This is a genomic window from Corynebacterium marinum DSM 44953, assembly GCF_000835165.1.
GTDB lineage: Bacteria > Actinomycetota > Actinomycetes > Mycobacteriales > Mycobacteriaceae > Corynebacterium > Corynebacterium marinum.
The window spans coordinates 1,523,770-1,542,422 of the sequence record NZ_CP007790.1 but is presented as its reverse complement, the minus strand read 5'-3'; the positions used below and the strand labels follow the sequence as shown (position 1 = coordinate 1,542,422).

Genomic DNA, 18,653 nt, shown 5'->3' with positions numbered 1-18,653 from the left:
GGCCCGTGGAACCAGGGTCAGTCCGCCACGCCACGGGCGATGAGGGCCTCGGCCAGGAGTCGGGCGCGGCGGATGGAGCGGATGAGGACGGGTGTGCCGAAGGCCGTGACGGAGAATCCCGCGCCCCTGGCCTTCCGGGCCGCCAGCACCTCGGTGACCGTCGCCAGCTGGAGGGGGATGAGTCGGATGGTCAGCGAGACCGCCAGGGAGATGGTCTCCACGGGCAACCCGAAACGTCCGAAGGGGGACAACCCCTTCTCGATGGCCCCCATGAGTTCGGAGATCGTGGTGGTCAGAGTGAGCAGCGCCGCGGCGGCCACCGAAGCCAGCAGCACGATGACCGTGGTCAACGCGAAGTCGAGGCCGCGCTGCCACCACTGGAAGGCGCCGAGCACCAGGAGGACGGGCAGTACCGGGGCGGTCTGTCCGACGGCGGTCCGCAGCGGCACGCGCGCGGCCGCGTAACCCGCCGCCACCGCGCCCAGCCATCCGGCGGCGGCGAGGGGGGTGTCCACGAGGACGGTGGACGCCAGGATGAAGGCGAGGAGCGCCAGGAACTTACCGCCCGCGGGGGCGCGGTGGATGAGGGTGCGGCCGGGAAGATAGACGCCGAGCGGGATGTTCCTCATGCCAGCATCAGGGCGCGGTAGCGCTCGCACACCTCGCGGGGCGCCCCGTCGGCGACAACGCGGCCGTTGTCGAGGCAGATCACCCGGTCGAAACCCTCGAGGATCTCCAGGTCGTGGGTGACCACGATGAGCTGCTGCTCCAGGCGGGCGAATTCGCGGGCGATGCGGGCGCGGTTGCGCAGGTCAAGCAGTGTGGTCGGCTCGTCGGCGATGATCAGCGCGGGTTCCATGACCAGGACCGCGGCGAGCGCCAGCAGCTGCTTCTGGCCGCCGGACAGGGTGTGGGGGGAGGCGTCGGCGAGGCCGGTGAGACCGAAGCGGTCGAGGGCGGCGTCGATACGCGCGTCCCGTTCGAGGCGGGGAAGTTTCAGGCGGCGCAGCGAGAAGGCGACGTCGTCGCGCACCTGGGGCATGACGATCTGGTTCTCGGCGTCGGAGAAGACGAAGCCGACACGTCTGCGGATCTCGCGGCCGTGCTTGTCCACGTCGCGCCCGTCCACGCGCACCCGCCCGGAGGTGGCGGAACCCAGGCCGTTGATGAGGCGGGCGAGGGTGGATTTGCCGGAACCGTTGGAACCGATGATGCCGATGCGGTGCTCCGTCAGTTCGAGGTTGATCCGGTCCAGGGTGGGCGAGCTGTCCCCGTCGAAGAGGACGGAGACGTCGTCGAAGGTGACGGCGGGCATTATTTCCGCCGGGAGAGCAGGTCCGGGAACGCGGCGTGGATGCCGAGGGCGATGACGACCATGACGGCGAACTTGGCGGCGTCCGGGATGAGGAAGGCGCCCTGTGCGACGACCGCCTCGGCGAGACTCAGGCCGGCGCGCCAGACGAGGCCGAGGGCGCCGCAGAGGTACTGGAGCGCCAGGCCGACGGCGGCGGCGGCGCTGAACCACACTGCCTGCACCCGCCTGTTGCGGGCCGGCGCGCGGTAGGCGATCAGCCCGGCGGCGCCGGCGGAGACGAGGTAGCCGACGAGGTAGCCGACGGTGGGTCCGGCCAGGGCCGCGAGGGTGGTGCGGCCGCCGGCCAGCACGGGCAGTCCGATGAGGCCGAGGAACAGGAAGAGCGCGGCGGCGAGGAAACCGCGGCGGCCGCCGAGAACGAGGCCGGCGAGGACGATGGCCGCGTTCTGGAGGACGACGGGCACGCCGGCCGCGCCGACCGGGATGGAGACGAAGGCCAGCACGATGATCAGCGCGGCGAATACGGCGATGTAGGCCAGGTCCTGGATCGAGGACCGCGAGGTGCGGGACGCGGTGGTTGTCATAGTGGATCACGTTATCATTGAACGGCGTTCAGTCAGGGGTGGGGGAGTGCTGTGGACAACTCTGCCGGTATCATGCTGGCATGCGACTGACGGAATTCCATCAGCTCCTCGAGGACGAGTTCGGGCGGCCCCAGGCTCGGTTTCTCGTCCATTCCCACGTCCTGGCCTCCAGTGGGCGCACGCCCGGGGAGCTTCTCGACGATGGGGCTGACCTGCGCCAGGTCTGGTTGGAACTGTGCGACGACTTCGATGTTCCGGAGGGGCGCCGACTCGGGCGCGACATGGGCGAGCACTGACGTTGCCTTCGAACAGATGTGCGTGTATGTTCGAACTCGACGAACATTGTGTCCCGGCCTGTGGATACTGTGGGGCCAGAAATTGCGCGGGAGGTTGACCCTCCCGGTTCCGGGAACCTGACGCGGGCTGCCGGAGTCCAAGAGGGTGTGGACACTTTCACACACGAGCAACCCACCGACGTCACCGACGACCACCCGACAGAAGGAAACACCACCATGGCAACCAAGAAGAAGGCCACCTCCGCTAAGGGCGACGACCGGCAGAAGGCGCTCGACGCCGCGCTGGCGATGATCGAGAAGGACTACGGCAAGGGCGCAGTCATGCGCCTCGGCGACGAGAACCGGCCGCCGATCCAGGTCATCTCCTCCGGTAACACGGCGATTGACGTAGCCCTGGGCATCGGCGGTTTCCCGCGCGGCCGGGTGGTCGAAATCTACGGCCCGGAATCCTCCGGCAAGACCACCGTCGCGCTGCACGCCATCGCCCAGGCGCAGAAGGCCGGCGGTATCGCCGCGTTCATTGACGCAGAGCACGCGCTGGACCCCGACTACGCCAAGAAGCTCGGCGTGGACACCGACAACCTGCTGGTCTCCCAGCCGGACACCGGCGAGCAGGCGCTGGAGATCGCCGACATGCTGGTGCGTTCCGGCGCCATCGACATCCTCGTCATCGACTCCGTCGCGGCGCTGACCCCGAAGGCGGAGATCGAGGGCGAGATGGGTGACAGCCACGTCGGCCTGCAGGCCCGCCTCATGAGCCAGGCCCTGCGCAAGATGACCGGCGCGCTGCACACCTCCGGCACCACCGCGATCTTCATCAACCAGCTGCGCGAGAAGATCGGCGTCATGTTCGGCTCCCCGGAGACCACGACCGGCGGCAAGGCCCTCAAGTTCTACGCCTCCATCCGCCTGGACGTGCGCCGCATCCAGACCTTGAAGGACGGCCAGGACGCCATCGGTAACCGCACCCGCGTCAAGGTGGTCAAGAACAAGGTGTCCCCGCCGTTCAAGATCGCCGAGTTCGACATCATGTACGGCGAGGGCATTTCGCGCGAGTCCTCCATCATCGACATGGGTGTGGAGAACGGCATCGTGAAGAAGTCGGGCTCCTGGTTCACCTACGAGGGGGACCAGCTCGGTCAGGGCAAGGAGAAGGCCCGCCTGCTGCTCAAGGAGACGCCGGAGCTGGCGGACGAGATCGAGCGGAAGATCTTCCTCAAGCTCGGCATCGGCCCGGAGGCCGCGGCCGTGGACGACACCCTCAGCGATGATCCGGTCGACATGCTCCCCAACGTCGACGTCGACTTCGACGACGACGAGGACGCAGACGGAGAAAAGGCCGGGGCGGAGACCGGGCTCGTGGCAGGCGCCGCCGAGTAGGAGGACAGCATGCGTAGCCAGGACCAGAAGATCGCCCAGCTGAAGCAGGCGATCGCCGAGTTCACCCCGGGGCAGCTGGACCGGGAGGCGGAGGAAGCTAAGGCTGCCGTCCGCAAGCGCGCGCTCGGGCTGCTCGACGCCCGGGCACGTTCGCGGCACGAACTCCGTGGCCGCCTCATCGACGCGGAATTCGAACCGGTGGTTGTCGACGACGTGCTCGACGATCTGGCTGCCGTCAACCTCGTCAACGACGCCGACTTCGCCCACGAATGGGTCCGGCAGCGTCACGCGCGCCGCGGCAAATCCGCCCGGGTGCTGGACCGGGAACTTCGCGACAAGGGTGTCGACGACGCCACGAGGGCCGGCGCGCTCGGGCAGATCGGCGCCGCCGACGAGGAGGCCACCGCCCGGGCCCTGGCGGAGAAGAAGGCAAGGGGAATCCGGGAGGTGCCGGCCGACCGGGCGGAAACCGACAAAGCGCTGCGCCGCATTGTCGGGGTGCTGGCGCGCCGCGGTTTCCAGCAGGGCATGAGTCTGCGGATCGCCCGCGAGGCCCTCGACGGCCGCCTGGCGGAGCTGGACGGATAAAACCCCGGAGCAACCCGCGGCAGGGGAGGACCGCCGCACCCGAGGGGTGCGGCGGTCCAGTGCTGTCCGGGGCCCTACTGCCCGGGGTTCTTGATCTCGACGTAATCCGGGTCGTGCCAGTCGACGTTGACGTTGTCCTTGGTCTCCAGGCCCTGGTCCGGCATCTCGGGGACCTTGGCCAGGATGTTGCGGCGGGCCCGTCCGGCACGCAGCTGGCGTTCGACGCGCTGCGCCAGGGACGTCAGCGCCCAGTTGATGAGGATCATGATCATCGCGACCACGGTCAGCGACGCCAGGAAGTTCTGGTTGACGGACGCGGACTGGATGCCGGAGCGGACGACCTCGACGTAACCGATCTGGTAGCCGAGTGCAGAATCCTTCAGCGCGATGACCATCTGGGCGATGAGTGCCGGGAGCATCGCGGCGATCGCCTGGGGCAGGAGGATCGTCCGCATGGTCTGCTGGTGGGAGAGCCCGAGCGCGCGGGCCGCCTCGGTCTGTCCCTTCGGCAGCGACTTGATGCCCGAGCGCAGGATCTCCGCGACGACTGAACCGTTGTACATGGTGAGGCCGAAGACCACCGCCGCGAAGGCGAGCTGCCGCGGGGGGACCATGTTGTACACCGCGAAGAGCTGGTAGGCGAAGATCATCAGCAGCAGCACCGGGATGGCGCGGAAGAACTCGACGATGACGGCGCAGATCCAGCGCAGCCACGCCAGCTCGGACAGGCGGCCCAACCCCAGCAGGACACCGAGGACCATCGCCAGGATGATGGACACGAAGGCCGAGCGCAGGGTGCCCCACAGGCCAGGCAGAATGTAGGTCTGCCAGGTCTGCGAATCGAGGAACGGGGTCCACTTCGCGGCGGTGAGCTGGCCGTTGTTGTTCAGGGTCCACCCGATCCAGCCGACGGCCAGCAGGGTGACCGCCGCGGCGAGGATGGTGAGGAGGGAGTTGATGCGTCGCCCGCGGGGACCGGGGGCGTCGTAGAGCACTGTCGCGCGTACGGCCATTATTTCCTCACCGCCATCTGGTTGGACAGCCGGCCGAGGGCCAGGCCGGTGGGCAGGGTCAGGATCATGAAGCCGAGGGCGAAGATGCCGAACACGACGAACAGCATGTTGGCGTGGATCTCGATGGTGGACTTCATGAGCAGGGAAGCTTCGGCGACACCGATCGCGGAGGCGATGGTGGTGTTCTTCGTCAGGGCGATGAGGGTGTTGCCGAGCGGGACGATGGCGGCGCGCACGGCCTGCGGGAAGATGATGCTGCCGAAGGTCTGGCTGAAGGTCAGGCCCAGGGAGCGGGCGGCCTCCGCCTGGCCGAAGTGCACGGTGTTGATGCCCGAGCGCAGGGACTCGGACACGAACGCCGAGGTGTACACCACGAAGCCGAGCACGGCGAGGCGGAAGTTGTTGTCCACCAGGAAGGTCGACGACGAACGGTCGGCGAGTTCCAGACCCAGGTTCTGGTACAGGCCGAAGGAGCAGAAGATGATGATGAGGGTCAGCGGTGTGTTGCGCACCGTGTTGATGTAGAACGTGGCGATGCCCCGCAGGATCCCGACCGGGGAGACCCTCATGGCGGTGAGGATGGTGCCGAGGATCATCGAGCCGATGGCGGAGTAGATCGTCAGCTGGATGGTCAACCAGAAGGCGGGCCACAGCCGGGGCCCCAGGTCGGCCCATAATGTGCTCATGGGGGTCTCTCCCTGTCAGGCGGTTAGTTGTCGAGGAAGGACAGGTCGCCCGGGGTGCCCGGGGACACTGCCTCGTCACCGCCGAGGTTCTGCTGCACGAGGGTGTCGAACTCGCCCGAATCGTGCAGCTCGTCCAGCGCGGCGTTGATGGCGTCGGTGCCCTCGGCGTCATCCTTGGCCAGGCCGACGCCGTAGTACTCGTTGGTGAAGGGCTCGCCGTCCCGCTCCATCTCGAGGACCTTGAACTGGCCCGGGGCCTGGGCGGAGTAGCCGAGGAGGATGGTGGCGTCGGTGGTCATCGCGTCGATGTTGCCCTGGCGCAGCGCCTCGACGCAGGAGGAGTAGGTGTCGTACTCCTGGAGCTGGACGCTGGGCAGCGCCTCCTTGACCTTCTGGGCCGGGGTGGAGCCGGTGACGGAGCAGAGGATCTTGCCGTCCAGGCTCTCCAGGTCGGAGATCTCGGTCTCATCCTCCCGAACGAGGAGCGCCTGGTGGGTGACCAGGTAGGGGCCGCCGAAATTGACCGACTCGGAGCGGCCCTGGTTGATGGAGTAGGTCGCGGCGATGAGGTCGACCTCGCCGTTCTGGATGAGGGTCTCGCGCTGGGCCGAAGGGGTCTCGCGCCAGGAGATGGTGGGCTGCTCCCAGCCGTTCTCCTCGGCGATGTGGTTGACCACGTACTCGGCGATGTCCACGTCGAGGCCGGACATCGAGCCGTCCGGGTTGCGCAGGCCCAGGCCCGGCTGGTCGTACTTGGTGCCCACGGTCACCTCGCCGGCCTCGATGGCGGCGAGCATGCCGTCGCCGCCGGAGGAGTCGCCGCAGGCGGCGAGAGTCACACCGGCGAGGACGGTGGTGGAGGCGAGGGCGGAAAGGCGGAGAATGTTGCGCTTCATGATGTGTCGTTTCCTTACGGGGTTGCGGTGTCAGTGGGAGAGGATCTTGCCGAGGAAGTCCTTGGCGCGGTCCGTTCTCGGGTTGGTGAAGAAGTCTCCGGGGGTGGAGTCCTCGACGATTGCGCCGTCGGCCATGAACAGGACCCGGTCGGCGGCCTTCCGGGCGAAACCCATCTCGTGGGTGACCACGACCATCGTCATGCCTTCCTTGGCCAGGGTGGTCATGACGTCCAGGACCTCGTTGACCATCTCGGGGTCCAGGGCGGACGTGGGCTCGTCGAAGAGCATGATCTTCGGACTCATCGCCAACGCGCGCGCGATGGCCACGCGCTGCTGCTGTCCGCCGGACAGCTGGGCCGGGTATTTCTCGGCCTGGTTGGCGATGCCCACCCGTTCCAGCAGGTCCATGGCCCGCTTCTCGGCCTCGGCCTTCTTCAACTTCCGCACCTTCACAGGGCCGAGGGTGACGTTGTCCCGGATGGTCAGGTGGGGGAAGAGGTTGAAGGACTGGAACACCATCCCGACGTCGGCGCGGAGTTTGGCGAGGTCGCGGCCCTCTTCGGGGAGGAGGACTCCGTCGATCTCGATGGTGCCCTGTTCGATGGTCTCGAGGCGGTTGATGGTTCGGCACAGTGTCGACTTACCGGATCCGGAGGGGCCGAGGACCACGACGACCTGGCCCCGGGGCACCTCAAGGTTGATGTCCTTGAGCGCCTGGAAGTCGTCGAAGTACTTCTGCACGTCCGTCATCCGGATCATGGGCGCGTTCCCTGAGGCGCGATCCGACGCGGGTGTGGTCTGGGTCATAGGATGATCTTAGGCACAGCCCTGATGGAGAGGTGCGTCTTTCAGTCACATTTCTGCCACGACGCAAAGTTTGCTAGGCAAAACTTCACGCGGAATGTGAACGTGGCGGGGCGGGGCCCGACGTCGGGAGTTGGGCCACCATGCAGGGCAAAGCTACAATGACGACCCGTGAACACCCCCGTGGAGACCCCCGTGACCGCACCCGCGAAGACCTACGAGGTCCGCACCTTCGGCTGCCAGATGAACGTGCACGATTCGGAACGCCTCTCCGGCCTCCTCGAGGAGGCCGGCTACGCGTCCGCGCCCCAGGGGGAGGAGGCCGACCTCGTCGTCTTCAACACCTGCGCGGTGCGCGAGAACGCCGACGAGAAGCTCTACGGCACCCTCGGAAACCTCAAGGCGACCAAGGGCCGGCGCCCGGGTATGCAGATCGCCGTCGGCGGCTGCCTGGCGCAGAAGGACCGCGACACCGTGGTGTCCCGGGCCCCGTGGGTGGACGTGGTCTTCGGCACCCACAACATCGGTTCCCTGCCGGCCCTGCTGGAGCGCTCCCGCCACAACGAGGCCGCCCAGGTGGAGATCGTCGAGGCCCTCGAAGCCTTCCCGTCCGTCCTGCCCGCCAAGCGGGAGTCCGCCTACGCCGGCTGGGTGTCGGTGTCGGTGGGCTGCAACAACACGTGCACCTTCTGCATCGTCCCCAGCCTGCGCGGCAAGGAGATCGACCGCCGCCCGGGCGACGTCCTCGCCGAGGTGCAGGCGCTCGTCGAGCAGGGCGTGACCGAGGTGACCCTGCTGGGTCAGAACGTCAACGCCTACGGCGTGAACTTCGCGGATCCGGAGGTCGAGCGCGACCGCTCGGCCTTCTCCAAGCTGCTGCGCGCCTGCGGTGGGATCGAGGGGCTCGAGCGCCTGCGTTTCACCTCCCCGCACCCGGCCGAATTCACCTCCGACGTGATCGACGCCATGGCGGAGACCCCCGCCGTCTGCCCGCAGCTGCACATGCCGCTGCAGTCCGGCTCGGACAAGGTGCTCAAGGAGATGCGCCGTTCCTACCGCTCGAAGAAGTTCCTCGCCATCCTCGACGAGGTCCGCACGAAGATCCCGCACGCGTCCATCACCACCGACCTCATCGTCGGCTTCCCCGGGGAGACCGAAGAGGACTTCCAGGACACCCTCGACGTGGTGGAGAAGGCCCGCTTCACCTCCGCCTACACCTTCCAGTACTCGCCGCGCCCCGGCACGCCCGCCGCGGAGTACGACAACCAGGTGCCCAAGGAGGTCGTCCAGGAGCGCTTCGAGCGCCTCATCGCGCTGCAGGAGCGCATCTCGGCCGAGGACAACGCCGCGCTGGTCGGCACCGGGGTCGAGCTGCTCGTCCAGGCGGAGGGACGCAAGAAGACCGGCCGCAAGACCGGCCGCGCCCGCGACGGCCGCCTCGTGCACTTCCGTCCGGAGGGCGCGCTCGACGGCGAGATCCGCCCCGGCGACGTGGTCACCACCACCGTCACCGGTTCCGCCCCGTACTTCCTGCTTGCCGACGCCCCCGTCACCTCCCACCGCCGCACCCGCGCCGGCGACATGACGGCGGCCGGTAAGGTGCCCACGACCGAACCCATCGGCGTCGGCCTGGGGCTGCCCTCCGTAGGGGCGCCAGCACAGCCGCAGACGCCGGCCGACGCCTGCGGCTGCTGACCCCGCCCGGGGCAGGGGTAATGTGGGGGGCCGTTGCCCCGCACCGTCAAGGAGAAGAACACCACAGTGAGTGAACCCACCAGCACCGACCTCGCCGTCCGGGAGAAGCGCGCCGCCACCCGTCTGGTCCTGGGCCGGCAGCTCTGGCTCTTCGTCGCGGCGCTCGTGATCTACCTGGTGTCCCTGTTTCTCCCCCAGGCAGGGGACGTCCGCGGCTACGAGGTCCTGCTCCAGCTCGAGCCGGCCCGCGAAGCCGGCATCAAAATCACCGAGTACATCTACGCCACCCTCGTCTTCGTGGGCGTGGGCGTGTTGACCACGGCGACGCTCATCACCCGCCGCACCGCGCTCGCCTCCCTCGCCTGGATGTTCAGCACCGTCGGCCTGGCGTACTCCGTCTTCGCCCTCTGGCTGCGCCAGACCCGCGGCAACGCGGGCGACGGCGTCGACATCAACATCGGTTTCTGGCTGTCGCTCCTGGCGGTGGCGCTGGCTTTCTTCGGCTACGCCTTCGTGGTCCTGCGCCGCAGTCCCGAGCAGGCGGAGATCGCCCAGGCCCGCGCGGAGTCGGACAACCTCGACGAGGTCGGCCGTCTGCAGCAGGACGTCAACCTCTCGGCCGAAACCAACCCGCTGCTCGTCGACGACCGACGGGCCCGCGCCTCCGAGCGGCATCAGCCGAAGAAGGACTAGGGGCTCAGGGGCCGGAGCCTGAGCTGCCAGCCGGAACCGCCGCTGACCACGCGCCACCCCAGCTGCCGGTTGATCTCGATCATCCAGGGGTTGCCGGTGGCGTTGGAGGTGTAGACGCGGCTCACTCCGGGCAGGGCCGCCGCCGCCCGGCGCAGCGCCTCCCGCTTGAGGTTCAGGCCGAGTCCGCGCCCGCGGGCGCGCCCCGCGACGAGGGTGATGCCCTGCTCGGCGACCCCCGGTTCCGAGCCGGGGAAGCGGGTGATCTCGCTGATCCCGACCACGCCCTCCGCGTCGGAGACCACCACGCTCACCATCTCCCGGTTGGTGTCGGCCACCCGGCGGGCCGCCGACGCCAGGCGCTCCCGCGTCCAGTCGACCGCGCCGGCGTCCAGCCCGCCGGTGGGCACGTCGACGGAGGCCTGCCGGTAGAGGGCGAGGACGCCGTCGATAAGCGGGGCGGGGAAGGCGAGGTCGCGGACCACGTCGACGCGCAGCGGGGGCTCCCACGCCGGCGCCGGTACCCCGGCGGGCACGACCCCTTGGATCTCCGTGAGGCCGAGTTCATAGCCGCGCCCGCGCAGCAACTCAGCCCAGCCGCCGCTGCCGGGGACTTCCTCCGCGGGGTGCAGCAGCCAGGTCTGCACCACCGACCTGCCCAGGCGGGCGGCGACGGCCTCGGCCTCCGTGTAGAGCAACCCCAGCACGTCGCGGGCCTCGGGGGAGAGGGGTTCGCCGGGGAGGGGGAGAAACTCCGCGTCGAGGACGACCTCCGCTTCCGCCACGTGGGTGTCCTCGAGCAGGGGAGTGCTCACCAGGAGGTAACCGGCGTAGTCCTCGTCCGGATCCGTCTCCAGCGCGTAGGCGAGCGTGTCGTACTCGGCGGAGCCGCGCAGACGGTGCACGACGCGTTCGACGGAGGTGGAGGAGGCGGTGTCGCCGGTGGTCTCCTGCGCGGCGAGGTTGGCAAGGAACACCAGGTTGACAACGGCATCGGCCGGTTCCGTTCCCGGAACCGGCCGATCGAGCGGGAGGAAACGCAACTACAGGTCCTCGACGGCCTTGGCCGCGGTGTCCGCCCATTCCTGCCACTGCGCGGCCTGCTCGCGCAGCTTCGCCGCCTTCGTGGCGTTGCCCTTGGCCTCGGCGGCCTCCGCCTGGGCGGTGAACTCCTCGACCTTGACCAGGAACTGGTTGGCGCGGGCCTGCGCCTCCGGGTCGGTCCGGCGCCACTGGGACTCCTCGGCGTCGGAGACGCGCTTCTCCACGGCACCGATCTTGTCCTCGTACTCGCGGACCTGGCCGCGCGGGACGAAGCCGATCTGCTCCCACTTCTCCTGCAGCTCGCGCAGCTTGGCGCGGGCGGTGTCGATCCCCTTGGCAGGGTCGATCTGGGAGTCGTACTCGGCGAGCAGCTCGTCCTTGGCCGTGGCGTTGGCCTCGAACTCCTTGTCCCGCTCGGCGGTGACCGAGTTGCGGGCGTTGAAGAAGTGGTCCTGGGCGCCGCGGAAGGCATCCCACAGCGAGTCGTCGACCTCCCGCGGGGCGCGGCCGGCCGCCTTCCACTCCTTCATCAGGTCGCGGAAGGCCCGGGCGGTCTCGTTCCAGTCGGTGGAGTTCTTCAGCGCCTCCGCCCGTTCCACCAGGGCCTCCTTGGCGCGGCGGGCGGCGATACGGCCACGGTCGAGCTCGGCGAAGTGGGAGCCCCGGCGGCGGTTGAAGGAGTCGCGGGCGCGGGAGTAGCGCTTCCACAGGGTGTCGTCTGTCTTGCGGTCGATGCCCCGGATGGTCTTCCATTCCTCGAGGATGTCGCGCATGCGGTCGCCGGCGGTCTTCCAGTCGGTGGAGGTCTCCGCGAGCTCCTCGGCCTCACCCGCCAACGCCTCCTTCCGCGCGATGGACTCCTCCCGGCGCCGCGCCCGGTCCTCCCGGGCCTGCTCGCCGGCCGCCTCGGAGTGCTCCATGATGGTGGCCAGCCGCTTGTCCAGTGCGTCGAGGTCGCCGATGACCGCGGCCGTCGGCAGGGTGGCGCGCAGCTGCGCGGCGGTCTCCTTGATGGTGTTCGCGCTGTCGGGGTGCGCGGTGAGCCGGGCCTCCAGGAGCTCGACCTCGGTGGCCAGGTCCTCGAAGCGGGTGCCGTAGTGGGCCAGCCCCTCCTCGGGGGTGCCCGCCTGCCAGGACCCGATCTCCCGCTCCCCGTCGGCGGTCTTGACGTAGGCGGTGCCGTCGGCGTCGACGCGGCCCCACTTGGCGGGGTCGTTCTTCACCGGGCGGACGACGGCGGCTGCCGGACGCGGCGAGGGGGTGGGGCGGGATCCGGCGCCGGGGAGGGGCCCCGGCTTCGGTCCCGGGCGTGCACCGGGTTTCGGGCCGGGCGTCGGGGAAGGCGTCGGGGAGTTTGTCATGTCGGGATCCTTTACTTGGTCCTCACGCCGCGCGACACGGCTGCCGATAGTGCTCCAACAAACATACAGCGCACGGTTCGGGAACGTCAGCAGGACTCAGTAGGATGACCCGGGTGAGTCCCAACCTAGTAGTGATGCCCGCCGGCCCGGCGCTGGTTCAGGCGCTGGCCCCCGCCGACGCCGCCGGCCGGAGCCTCGTCGCCGGAATCCGCTCGCTTGTCGACGCCGCCGGCACCCTCCCCATCCACCTGGTCGGTTCGCGTTCCCCCCGCTGGGAGACGGGAGTGCCCGGGTCGTTCCGGGCGTGGGGCGCCCCGCAGGTGGACGTCGGCGAGGGGCGGTTCCTGCCGGAGCTCGTGCAGCGCCACGTCCTGGGGGAGCGGGCCGCACGGGTGGCGGACGTCCGGGGGTCCCTGGGGGTGCCGGACCCGGCGTCGCTGACGCTGGTGGCCGTCGACGGCAGCGCCGGGTTGACCCCGCGCGCGCCCCTGACTCTGCTGGACCGTGCCCAGGAGGCCGACCGGTGGTGCCGTTCGGTGCTGGCCGGCCGGCCGGTGGAGGACGGCGGCTTCCTGTCGGAGGGCGGCGTCCTAGAACCGGAGCTCTGGTTCGAGCTCGCGGCGCTGACGCCGCTGCGGGCGGAGCTCGTCGAGGCGGACACCTCCCACGGAGTCGGAAGGTACGTCGCGGCATGGGAGATCTGATACGTCCCGTCGCGGTGGTGGGGCCGACCGCCTCCGGCAAATCCGCCCTCGGGCTGCGGCTGGCGCACGAACTGGGCGGGGAGGTGGTCAACGTCGACTCCATGCAGCTCTACCGGGGAATGGACATCGGCACCGCCAAACTGGCCGTCGAGGAACGGGAGGGCATCCCGCACCACCAGCTCGACGTCCTCGACGTCACGGAGACGGCGTCGGTGGCCCGCTACCAGGCCGATGCCGTCGCGGACGTGGAGGACATCATGTCCCGCGGACTGGTGCCCATCCTCGTCGGCGGGTCGATGCTCTACGTCCAGGCGCTGGTCGACGACTGGCAGTTCCCGCCCACTGATCCGGCCGTCCGCGCACGGTGGGAGGAGCGGCTGGCGGAGATCGGAGTGGATGCGCTCCATGCGGAGCTGGCCACCGTCGACGCGAGGGCGGCCGGGGTCATCGAGGACAAGGATCCGCGCCGCACCGTCCGAGCGCTCGAGGTCATCGAACTGACGGGCAGACCATTCCAGGCCTCCCAGCCGCCGAAGAACGCACCCCCGCGGTGGGGAACCCGCATCCTGGGGCTGCGCACCGACGCTGCCTGGCTCAACCCGCGCATCGAGCTGCGCACCCGCCAGATGTTCGACCGCGGGCTGATCGAGGAGGTCGACCGCCTCGTCGCCGAGAACGGTCTCGTCGCCGACTCCACGGCCGGACGGGCGATCGGGTACGCCCAGGTCCTGGCCGCCCGGACGGGCGATCTGACCTGGGATGAGGCGGTGGAGCGCACAATCACCGGCACCCGCCGCTACGTGCGCCGGCAGCGGTCCTGGTTCAACCGTGATCCCCGCATCACCTGGCTCGACGCCTCGGCGGGCACGGCCGCGGAGGCGCTAGACTACCTCGGGTGAACACCATCGCATTCGCCAAGGGGCACGGCACCGAAAACGACTTCCTCATCCTGCCCGGCCCCTTCGACCCCACCCCCGCCCAGGTCCGGGCGCTGTGCGACCGGCGGGCGGGAATCGGCGCGGACGGGGTGCTGCGCGTCGACCGGCGCGACGGACGCTGGTTCATGGACTACCGCAACGCCGACGGCTCGATCGCGGAGATGTGCGGCAACGGCGTGCGGGTCTTCGCCCACTGGCTGCGCTCCCGAGGGCTCGTCGACACCGACGACTTTGTGGTGGGTACCCGGGCGGGGGAGCGTCGGGTGACCGTCGGGGACTACACCGCCACTGAGGCCAGGGTGACCGTCGACATGGGCCCGGCCGAGGTGACCGGCGTGTCCACCGCCCGCCTCGGTGCGATGCAGGTGGCCGGACTGGGCGTCGACCTGGGCAACCCGCACCTGGCGTGCGTGCTGCCCGGGCTGGACGTCGCCGGGCTCGCCGGGCTGGAGCTCGCGGACCCTGAGTTCGACCGGGACTTCTTCCCGGCCGGGGTGAACGTCGAGATCGTCACCCCGCTCCGCGACGGAGGCGTGCACATGCGCGTCCACGAGCGCGGGGTGGGGGAAACGCGCTCCTGCGGCACCGGCACCGTCGCCGCCGCCCGCGCCGCGCTGGCCGACGCGGGCCTGGCGGAGGGCACAGTGACAGTCCACGTGCCGGGGGGCGACGTAGTGGTCCAGGTGTGGGACGGCGGGTCCACCCTGACCGGCCCCTCGAGGATCGTCGCCACAGGCGAGATCGACCTCCGGGCCCTGTCCGGCCCCGGGTCCGGCTCTGCCTGACAGAGGAGTGCGGTCAGTTGCGCAGCCAGGCCGCCAGCGGCGCCGCGGACTGTTCGCCGAGCCATTTCTGCCACAGCGGCCCGAAGGTCACCCGCCGCGCACCGAGCTCCGTGAGCGCGGCGAGGTCGCCCGCGCCATGCCCGTCGACGGGATGGGCAGTCACATTCACCGGGACTGACACAGCCTCAACCATGCGGGTCACCTGATCCGCGGTGGTCAAGCCGACCGGATACACTGCGCGGGCGCCTGCAGCCTCCATCAGCCTGATGCGCGACACTGCCTCGGCCACCGGATCCGCGAACACCCCGGTGCCGAGCTTCATGGCGTCGGTGCGGCCGTTGATCACGAAGTCCACGCCCGCCGAGTCCGCGGCGGCGCGGGCGGCGGCAATATAGTCGGCGTGCTCCTGGCTCTCCCGGACGCGCTTTCCTTCCGAATGGACCACGTCCTCGATGTTGGCGCCGACGGCACCGGCCTCGAGCAGTTTCTCAATCAACTCTGCCGGGGCAAGGCCGTAACCGGATTCCACGTCCGCGCTCACCGGCACGTCGACCGAGCCGGTGATGCGCCGGACGGAAACCAGGTAGTCCTCGAAGCGCATGTTCTCGCCGTCGGAGCTGCCGATGGAATCGGCGACGGGGTGGCTGCCGACGGTCAGGCCCTCAGAACCAGCTTCTACGGCAACGGCTGCGCTCCAGGTGTCCCACACGGTGGGTAGCACGAGAACGCGGCCCGATTCATGGGCACCGGCAAATTGACGGGCAAGCGTGATCAGATCAGACATCTTCAGTCTCCTCGGCGCGGGGGCGGTGTGATCACGAGCCTACGTTTTTCCCGGCGACACTTCCGCGGATCCTGGCATCAGTGCACGGCCGTGGTCTCGGCAGGGCGCTAGTAGTCGGGCCCCAGCCGCTGGGCGGCTTGCCGGGCCGCCAGCCAGGCCTCCCGGATGGCCAGCGCGCGGGCGTCGGTGACGTGGAGCAGCGACTCCAGTTGCGGGACGTCGAGGTTGTTCTTGGCCAGCCGGGCGTCGAGCCGGCCGAGGAAGCGCCGGGCCGTGGCGTATTCGTGGCGGAAGGCCGAGACGTCGGGGTCGGCGCAGTCGGGGTCGAGCAAGGCAGGGCGCGAGAGAGTCCGGTCCGCCATATGCTCCGCGGCGGGGGACGTGGAGAAAGCGTCGAATTCGTCGATGACGTCCTGGATGTCCTCCGCGGACAGGGTGATGGAGGAACGCAGCGCCGTGGTCTCCGAGGTGTCGGGGCGTTTGCCCACCACCAGCACCGCGAGGGCCGCGATCGGCAGGATGAGCAGCAGCCCCTGCAGCCGGAGGGCGGACAGAATGACCAGCGTGCTGATGATGAGGACGAGAATGATCAGCAGGCGTCGGTTGGATTCCGAGGGAATCATCCTGTCCGGCATGGCGCTATCTCAGTGTCCGCCGCAGCCGCAGCTTCCGCCGCAACCGCCGCAACCGCCGTCGGACATGGGGGAGAGCACGGAGGCGGTGAGCATCGCGGTGCCCGCGATGACGGAGTTCTTCTGCGGCAGTTCCGGGGCGTCGGCGAGGCAGACGTCGAAGGGGAACGCGCCGTCGACGGTGGCGTGGATGAAACGCTGGCCCGTGAGCTGGTTGTTGCGGTACTCCGCCTCCAGGACGCGGGCGGAGAAGGTGGCGGAGGCGTCGGGGGCGGAGGCGCCGGAGCCTGCGGCGACCAGCTGCGCACCCTCGGAGACCAGCAGGCCGAGGACCTCGCCGGTGGCGGCCTCGTAGGCCTCGGGGGACTCGTAGGTCTGCGCGTCGAGGGCGAGCGCGGTCACGCCGACCTGCTGCCACGTCTGGGTGGGCTTGTCCACCAGCAGGGGGCCCTGCGCGAGATTGCAGGTCACGGAGGTCAGCACGGTGCCGTTGGGGTCGACGATCTCGCAGAAGGCGAGGACGTCGTTGACCATGCTCACGTGCGCGAAAGTCTGGGTGATCGACTCGAAGCCGGCGAAGGTGGCGAAAGGCTCCACGGCGAGGATGTTGATCTGGGCGCCCGAGGCGTCCGTGTACTGGATCAGTTGTCCGCCCCGGATCTCGCCGGCGACGACCAGCTGGTTGGTGGCGATGGCCGCTTCCACGGCGTCCTGCCAACGGTCGAATCCCAGGCCGATGCTCTTCAGGTCGGTGCTCATGGTTGACCAGTCTAACCCTTCGGTGGTGCGGTGAGAACTCCGGCGCCGGAGGCCTTCCAGAGGCAGGGAATTCGTGCCCGCACTCTCCTGCGGCCCGTGGCGTCGGTAGGCACTGTTAACTCCGGGCCGGACGTGGAACAATGACCATTAATGACTAATGAAAATGATGACCTGCTGGCCCGCGCCTTCCGCGACAACGAGCCGCAGCCCGCAACCCCGGAGGATCCGGGAACGGATCTGTCCGGCCTGCTCGCCCCGACCACCGGTGAGCTGGATCTGGCCGAGCGCAACCGGCTCCGCCGCGGAGCGAGCGACACCGAGATCAGGTCCACCGACACCGAGGACATCACCGAGGTCGAGTACCGCAAGCTCCGCCTGGAGCAGGTGATCCTCGTCGGCGTGTGGACGGAGGGCACCTCCGCCGAGGTCGACGCCAACATGGCCGAGCTCGCGGCCCTGGCGGAAACCGCCGGCGCCGAAGTCCTGGAGACCCTCTACCAGCGCCGGGACAAACCGGACCCGGGCACCTACATCGGCTCCGGCAAGGTCCAGGAGCTCAAGGACATCATCGCCGCCACCGGCGCCGACACCGTCGTCTGCGACGGCGAGCTCTCTCCGGGGCAGCTCGTCGCCCTGGAGACGGCGCTGAACACCAAGGTCATCGACCGGACCATGCTCATCCTCGACATCTTCGCGCAGCACGCGAAGTCGAAGGAGGGCAAGGCACAGGTCTCGCTGGCGCAGATGGAGTACCTCTACACCCGGGTGCGCGGCTGGGGCGGCAACCTCTCGCGCCAGGCCGGCGGCCGGGCCGGCTCCAACGGCGGCGTCGGTCTGCGCGGGCCGGGCGAGACACGCATCGAGGCCGACCGCCGCCGCCTGCGCACCGACATGTCCAAGTTGCGCCGGGAGCTCTCCGGCATGAAGACCGCGCGCGAGATCAAGCGCCAGCGGCGCCGGTCCTCGACGATCCCGCAGATCGCCATCGCCGGTTACACCAACGCCGGAAAATCCTCGCTGATCAACGCGTTGACCGGTGCGGGCGTGCTGGTGGAGAACGCGCTGTTCGCCACCCTGGATCCCACGACCCGCCGCGCGGAGCTCGCCGACGGCCGCGCCGTGGTCTTCACGGACACCGTCGGTTTCGTCCGGCATCTGCCGACCCAGCTGGTGGAGGCCTTCAAGTCGACGCTGGAGGAGGTCCTCGGGGCGGATCTGGTGCTGCACGTCGTCGACGGCTCCGACCCGTTCCCCCTCAAGCAGATCGAGGCGGTGAACAAGGTCATCTACAGCATCGTCAAGGAGACCGGCGAGCAGGCCCCGCCGGAGATGATCGTGGTGAACAAGATCGACCAGGCCGATCCGCTGGTCCTGGCCGAGCTGCGGCACGCCGTGGAGGACGCGGTCTACGTGTCCGCGAAGACCGGGGAGGGAATCGCCGAACTTCAGGCGCGGATCGAACTGTTCCTCAATTCCCTCGACGCGCACCTGGTCCTGCTGGTCCCCTTCACCCGCGGCGACGTCATCTCCCGCCTCCACGAGTACGGCACCGTCCGTTCCGAGGAGTACACCGAGCACGGCACGCGTATCGACGTCCGCCTGCCCATGTCGCTGGCGGCGGAACTCGCGGAATTCGCGGTGGATCCGGACGCGGGGACGGTACCCGACGCCTCCTGAGCGAGTTCCTCGGCCCCGGGGC

General features: G+C 69.3%; 21 protein-coding genes. 9 read left to right on the top strand and 12 right to left on the bottom strand.

Going from position 1 to position 18,653, the window contains the following annotated elements; genetic code table 11:
- Positions 1–17: 17 nt before the first annotated feature.
- From B840_RS07415 to B840_RS07405, 3 genes are read right to left on the bottom strand one after another with little or no spacing between them, the layout of a single operon-like run.
- Positions 18–629 carry an energy-coupling factor transporter transmembrane component T family protein gene (locus B840_RS07415; RefSeq protein WP_042621615.1) on the bottom strand — a complete coding sequence of 204 codons (612 nt, stop codon included), beginning with the start codon at positions 627–629 and terminating at the stop codon, positions 18–20.
- Positions 626–1,315: an energy-coupling factor ABC transporter ATP-binding protein gene (locus B840_RS07410; RefSeq protein WP_042621614.1), complete on the bottom strand. Its 690-nt coding sequence runs from the start codon at positions 1,313–1,315 to the stop codon at positions 626–628. Before B840_RS07410 ends, B840_RS07415 begins: the two co-directional genes overlap by 4 nt.
- A complete protein-coding gene (locus B840_RS07405; RefSeq protein WP_042621613.1) occupies positions 1,315–1,899 on the bottom strand; it encodes a biotin transporter BioY in 585 nt (194 codons plus the stop codon). The genes B840_RS07410 and B840_RS07405 overlap by 1 nt, the downstream gene beginning before the upstream one ends.
- An 80-nt stretch (positions 1,900–1,979) precedes the next feature.
- Here B840_RS07405 and B840_RS07400 point away from each other — a divergent pair, with 80 nt between their 5' ends.
- The 3 genes from B840_RS07400 to recX all read left to right on the top strand — a co-directional run bounded on the left by B840_RS07400 (position 1,980) and on the right by recX (position 4,163).
- A complete protein-coding gene (locus B840_RS07400; RefSeq protein ID WP_042621612.1) occupies positions 1,980–2,195 on the top strand; it encodes a DUF3046 domain-containing protein in 216 nt (71 codons plus the stop codon).
- A gap of 216 nt (positions 2,196–2,411) precedes the next feature.
- A complete protein-coding gene (gene recA / locus B840_RS07395; RefSeq protein ID WP_042622611.1) occupies positions 2,412–3,575 on the top strand; it encodes a recombinase RecA in 1,164 nt (387 codons plus the stop codon).
- 9 nt (positions 3,576–3,584) lie between these two features.
- Positions 3,585–4,163 carry a recombination regulator RecX gene (recX, locus tag B840_RS07390; RefSeq protein WP_042621611.1) on the top strand — a complete coding sequence of 193 codons (579 nt, stop codon included), beginning with the start codon at positions 3,585–3,587 and terminating at the stop codon, positions 4,161–4,163.
- Between the two features lie 74 nt (positions 4,164–4,237).
- Here the strand turns inward: recX and B840_RS07385 are convergent, their stop codons facing one another.
- The 4 genes from B840_RS07385 to gluA are packed head-to-tail and all read right to left on the bottom strand — an operon-like array spanning position 4,238 to position 7,517.
- Positions 4,238–5,176 carry an amino acid ABC transporter permease gene (locus B840_RS07385; protein WP_042621610.1) on the bottom strand — a complete coding sequence of 313 codons (939 nt, stop codon included), beginning with the start codon at positions 5,174–5,176 and terminating at the stop codon, positions 4,238–4,240.
- The gene (gene gluC, locus B840_RS07380) at positions 5,176–5,862 is read right to left on the bottom strand and encodes a glutamate ABC transporter permease GluC (protein WP_042621609.1); all 687 of its coding nucleotides are present in this window, start codon (positions 5,860–5,862) and stop codon (positions 5,176–5,178) included. Before gluC ends, B840_RS07385 begins: the two co-directional genes overlap by 1 nt.
- A gap of 23 nt (positions 5,863–5,885) precedes the next feature.
- A complete protein-coding gene (locus B840_RS07375; RefSeq protein ID WP_042621608.1) occupies positions 5,886–6,758 on the bottom strand; it encodes a glutamate ABC transporter substrate-binding protein in 873 nt (290 codons plus the stop codon).
- A gap of 30 nt (positions 6,759–6,788) precedes the next feature.
- Positions 6,789–7,517: a glutamate ABC transporter ATP-binding protein GluA gene (gene gluA / locus B840_RS07370; protein WP_156971867.1), complete on the bottom strand. Its 729-nt coding sequence runs from the start codon at positions 7,515–7,517 to the stop codon at positions 6,789–6,791.
- A gap of 216 nt (positions 7,518–7,733) precedes the next feature.
- Between gluA and miaB the strand changes: the two genes are divergently transcribed.
- Positions 7,734–9,257, top strand: coding sequence for a tRNA (N6-isopentenyl adenosine(37)-C2)-methylthiotransferase MiaB (gene miaB / locus B840_RS07365; protein ID WP_042621606.1), 1,524 nt, complete (start codon positions 7,734–7,736; stop codon positions 9,255–9,257).
- 66 nt (positions 9,258–9,323) lie between these two features.
- Positions 9,324–9,950, top strand: coding sequence for an Rv2732c family membrane protein (locus B840_RS07360; protein ID WP_042622610.1), 627 nt, complete (start codon positions 9,324–9,326; stop codon positions 9,948–9,950).
- Here the strand turns inward: B840_RS07360 and B840_RS07355 are convergent.
- Both B840_RS07355 and B840_RS07350 read right to left on the bottom strand, forming a co-directional pair.
- Complete coding sequence (locus B840_RS07355) at positions 9,947–10,990, bottom strand: hypothetical protein (RefSeq protein WP_042621605.1); 1,044 nt, start codon at positions 10,988–10,990, stop codon at positions 9,947–9,949. The two genes, B840_RS07360 and B840_RS07355, sit on opposite strands and share 4 nt — an antisense overlap.
- The gene (locus tag B840_RS07350) at positions 10,991–12,352 is read right to left on the bottom strand and encodes a DUF349 domain-containing protein (protein ID WP_042621604.1); all 1,362 of its coding nucleotides are present in this window, start codon (positions 12,350–12,352) and stop codon (positions 10,991–10,993) included.
- Between the two features lie 104 nt (positions 12,353–12,456).
- Between B840_RS07350 and B840_RS07345 the strand changes: the two genes are divergently transcribed.
- Genes B840_RS07345 through dapF form a run of 3 tightly spaced genes read left to right on the top strand, consistent with a single transcriptional unit; the run spans position 12,457 to position 14,779 of the window.
- Positions 12,457–13,056: a hypothetical protein gene (locus B840_RS07345; RefSeq protein WP_042621603.1), complete on the top strand. Its 600-nt coding sequence runs from the start codon at positions 12,457–12,459 to the stop codon at positions 13,054–13,056.
- On the top strand, positions 13,053–13,955 hold the full coding sequence (gene miaA, locus B840_RS07340) for a tRNA (adenosine(37)-N6)-dimethylallyltransferase MiaA (RefSeq protein WP_188656920.1): 903 nt from the start codon (positions 13,053–13,055) through the stop codon (positions 13,953–13,955). Before B840_RS07345 ends, miaA begins: the two co-directional genes overlap by 4 nt.
- Before the next feature lie 5 nt (positions 13,956–13,960).
- Positions 13,961–14,779 (top strand): diaminopimelate epimerase, encoded by an 819-nt coding sequence (gene dapF / locus B840_RS07335; RefSeq protein ID WP_042622609.1) that lies wholly within the window; start codon positions 13,961–13,963, stop codon positions 14,777–14,779.
- 13 nt (positions 14,780–14,792) lie between these two features.
- Here the strand turns inward: dapF and B840_RS07330 are convergent, their stop codons facing one another.
- The 3 genes from B840_RS07330 to B840_RS07320 form a co-directional block, all read right to left on the bottom strand.
- Positions 14,793–15,563: an isocitrate lyase/PEP mutase family protein gene (locus B840_RS07330; protein ID WP_042621601.1), complete on the bottom strand. Its 771-nt coding sequence runs from the start codon at positions 15,561–15,563 to the stop codon at positions 14,793–14,795.
- A gap of 107 nt (positions 15,564–15,670) precedes the next feature.
- Complete coding sequence (locus B840_RS07325) at positions 15,671–16,198, bottom strand: hypothetical protein (RefSeq protein WP_084602861.1); 528 nt, start codon at positions 16,196–16,198, stop codon at positions 15,671–15,673.
- A gap of 9 nt (positions 16,199–16,207) precedes the next feature.
- Positions 16,208–16,954 (bottom strand): hypothetical protein, encoded by a 747-nt coding sequence (locus B840_RS07320; RefSeq protein WP_042621600.1) that lies wholly within the window; start codon positions 16,952–16,954, stop codon positions 16,208–16,210.
- Positions 16,955–17,104: 150 nt separating this feature from the next.
- On the opposite strand from B840_RS07320, the gene hflX reads away from it, so the two are divergent.
- On the top strand, positions 17,105–18,631 hold the full coding sequence (gene hflX / locus B840_RS07315; RefSeq protein WP_042621599.1) for a GTPase HflX: 1,527 nt from the start codon (positions 17,105–17,107) through the stop codon (positions 18,629–18,631).
- Positions 18,632–18,653 lie beyond the last annotated feature (22 nt).

Coding starts and splice junctions, on each gene's coding strand:
- B840_RS07415 (WP_042621615.1), bottom strand. CDS start 629: ATGAGGAACATCCCGCTCGGCGTCTATCTTCCCGGCCGCACCCTCATC.
- B840_RS07410 (WP_042621614.1), bottom strand. CDS start 1,315: ATGCCCGCCGTCACCTTCGACGACGTCTCCGTCCTCTTCGACGGGGAC.
- B840_RS07405 (WP_042621613.1), bottom strand. CDS start 1,899: ATGACAACCACCGCGTCCCGCACCTCGCGGTCCTCGATCCAGGACCTG.
- B840_RS07400 (WP_042621612.1), top strand. CDS start 1,980: ATGCGACTGACGGAATTCCATCAGCTCCTCGAGGACGAGTTCGGGCGG.
- recA (WP_042622611.1), top strand. CDS start 2,412: ATGGCAACCAAGAAGAAGGCCACCTCCGCTAAGGGCGACGACCGGCAG.
- recX (WP_042621611.1), top strand. CDS start 3,585: ATGCGTAGCCAGGACCAGAAGATCGCCCAGCTGAAGCAGGCGATCGCC.
- B840_RS07385 (WP_042621610.1), bottom strand. CDS start 5,176: ATGGCCGTACGCGCGACAGTGCTCTACGACGCCCCCGGTCCCCGCGGG.
- gluC (WP_042621609.1), bottom strand. CDS start 5,862: ATGAGCACATTATGGGCCGACCTGGGGCCCCGGCTGTGGCCCGCCTTC.
- B840_RS07375 (WP_042621608.1), bottom strand. CDS start 6,758: ATGAAGCGCAACATTCTCCGCCTTTCCGCCCTCGCCTCCACCACCGTC.
- gluA (WP_156971867.1), bottom strand. CDS start 7,517: ATGATCCGGATGACGGACGTGCAGAAGTACTTCGACGACTTCCAGGCG.
- B840_RS07350 (WP_042621604.1), bottom strand. CDS start 12,352: ATGACAAACTCCCCGACGCCTTCCCCGACGCCCGGCCCGAAACCCGGT.
- B840_RS07345 (WP_042621603.1), top strand. CDS start 12,457: ATGACCCGGGTGAGTCCCAACCTAGTAGTGATGCCCGCCGGCCCGGCG.
- B840_RS07330 (WP_042621601.1), bottom strand. CDS start 15,563: ATGTCTGATCTGATCACGCTTGCCCGTCAATTTGCCGGTGCCCATGAA.
- B840_RS07325 (WP_084602861.1), bottom strand. CDS start 16,198: ATGCCGGACAGGATGATTCCCTCGGAATCCAACCGACGCCTGCTGATC.
- B840_RS07320 (WP_042621600.1), bottom strand. CDS start 16,954: ATGAGCACCGACCTGAAGAGCATCGGCCTGGGATTCGACCGTTGGCAG.
- hflX (WP_042621599.1), top strand. CDS start 17,105: ATGACTAATGAAAATGATGACCTGCTGGCCCGCGCCTTCCGCGACAAC.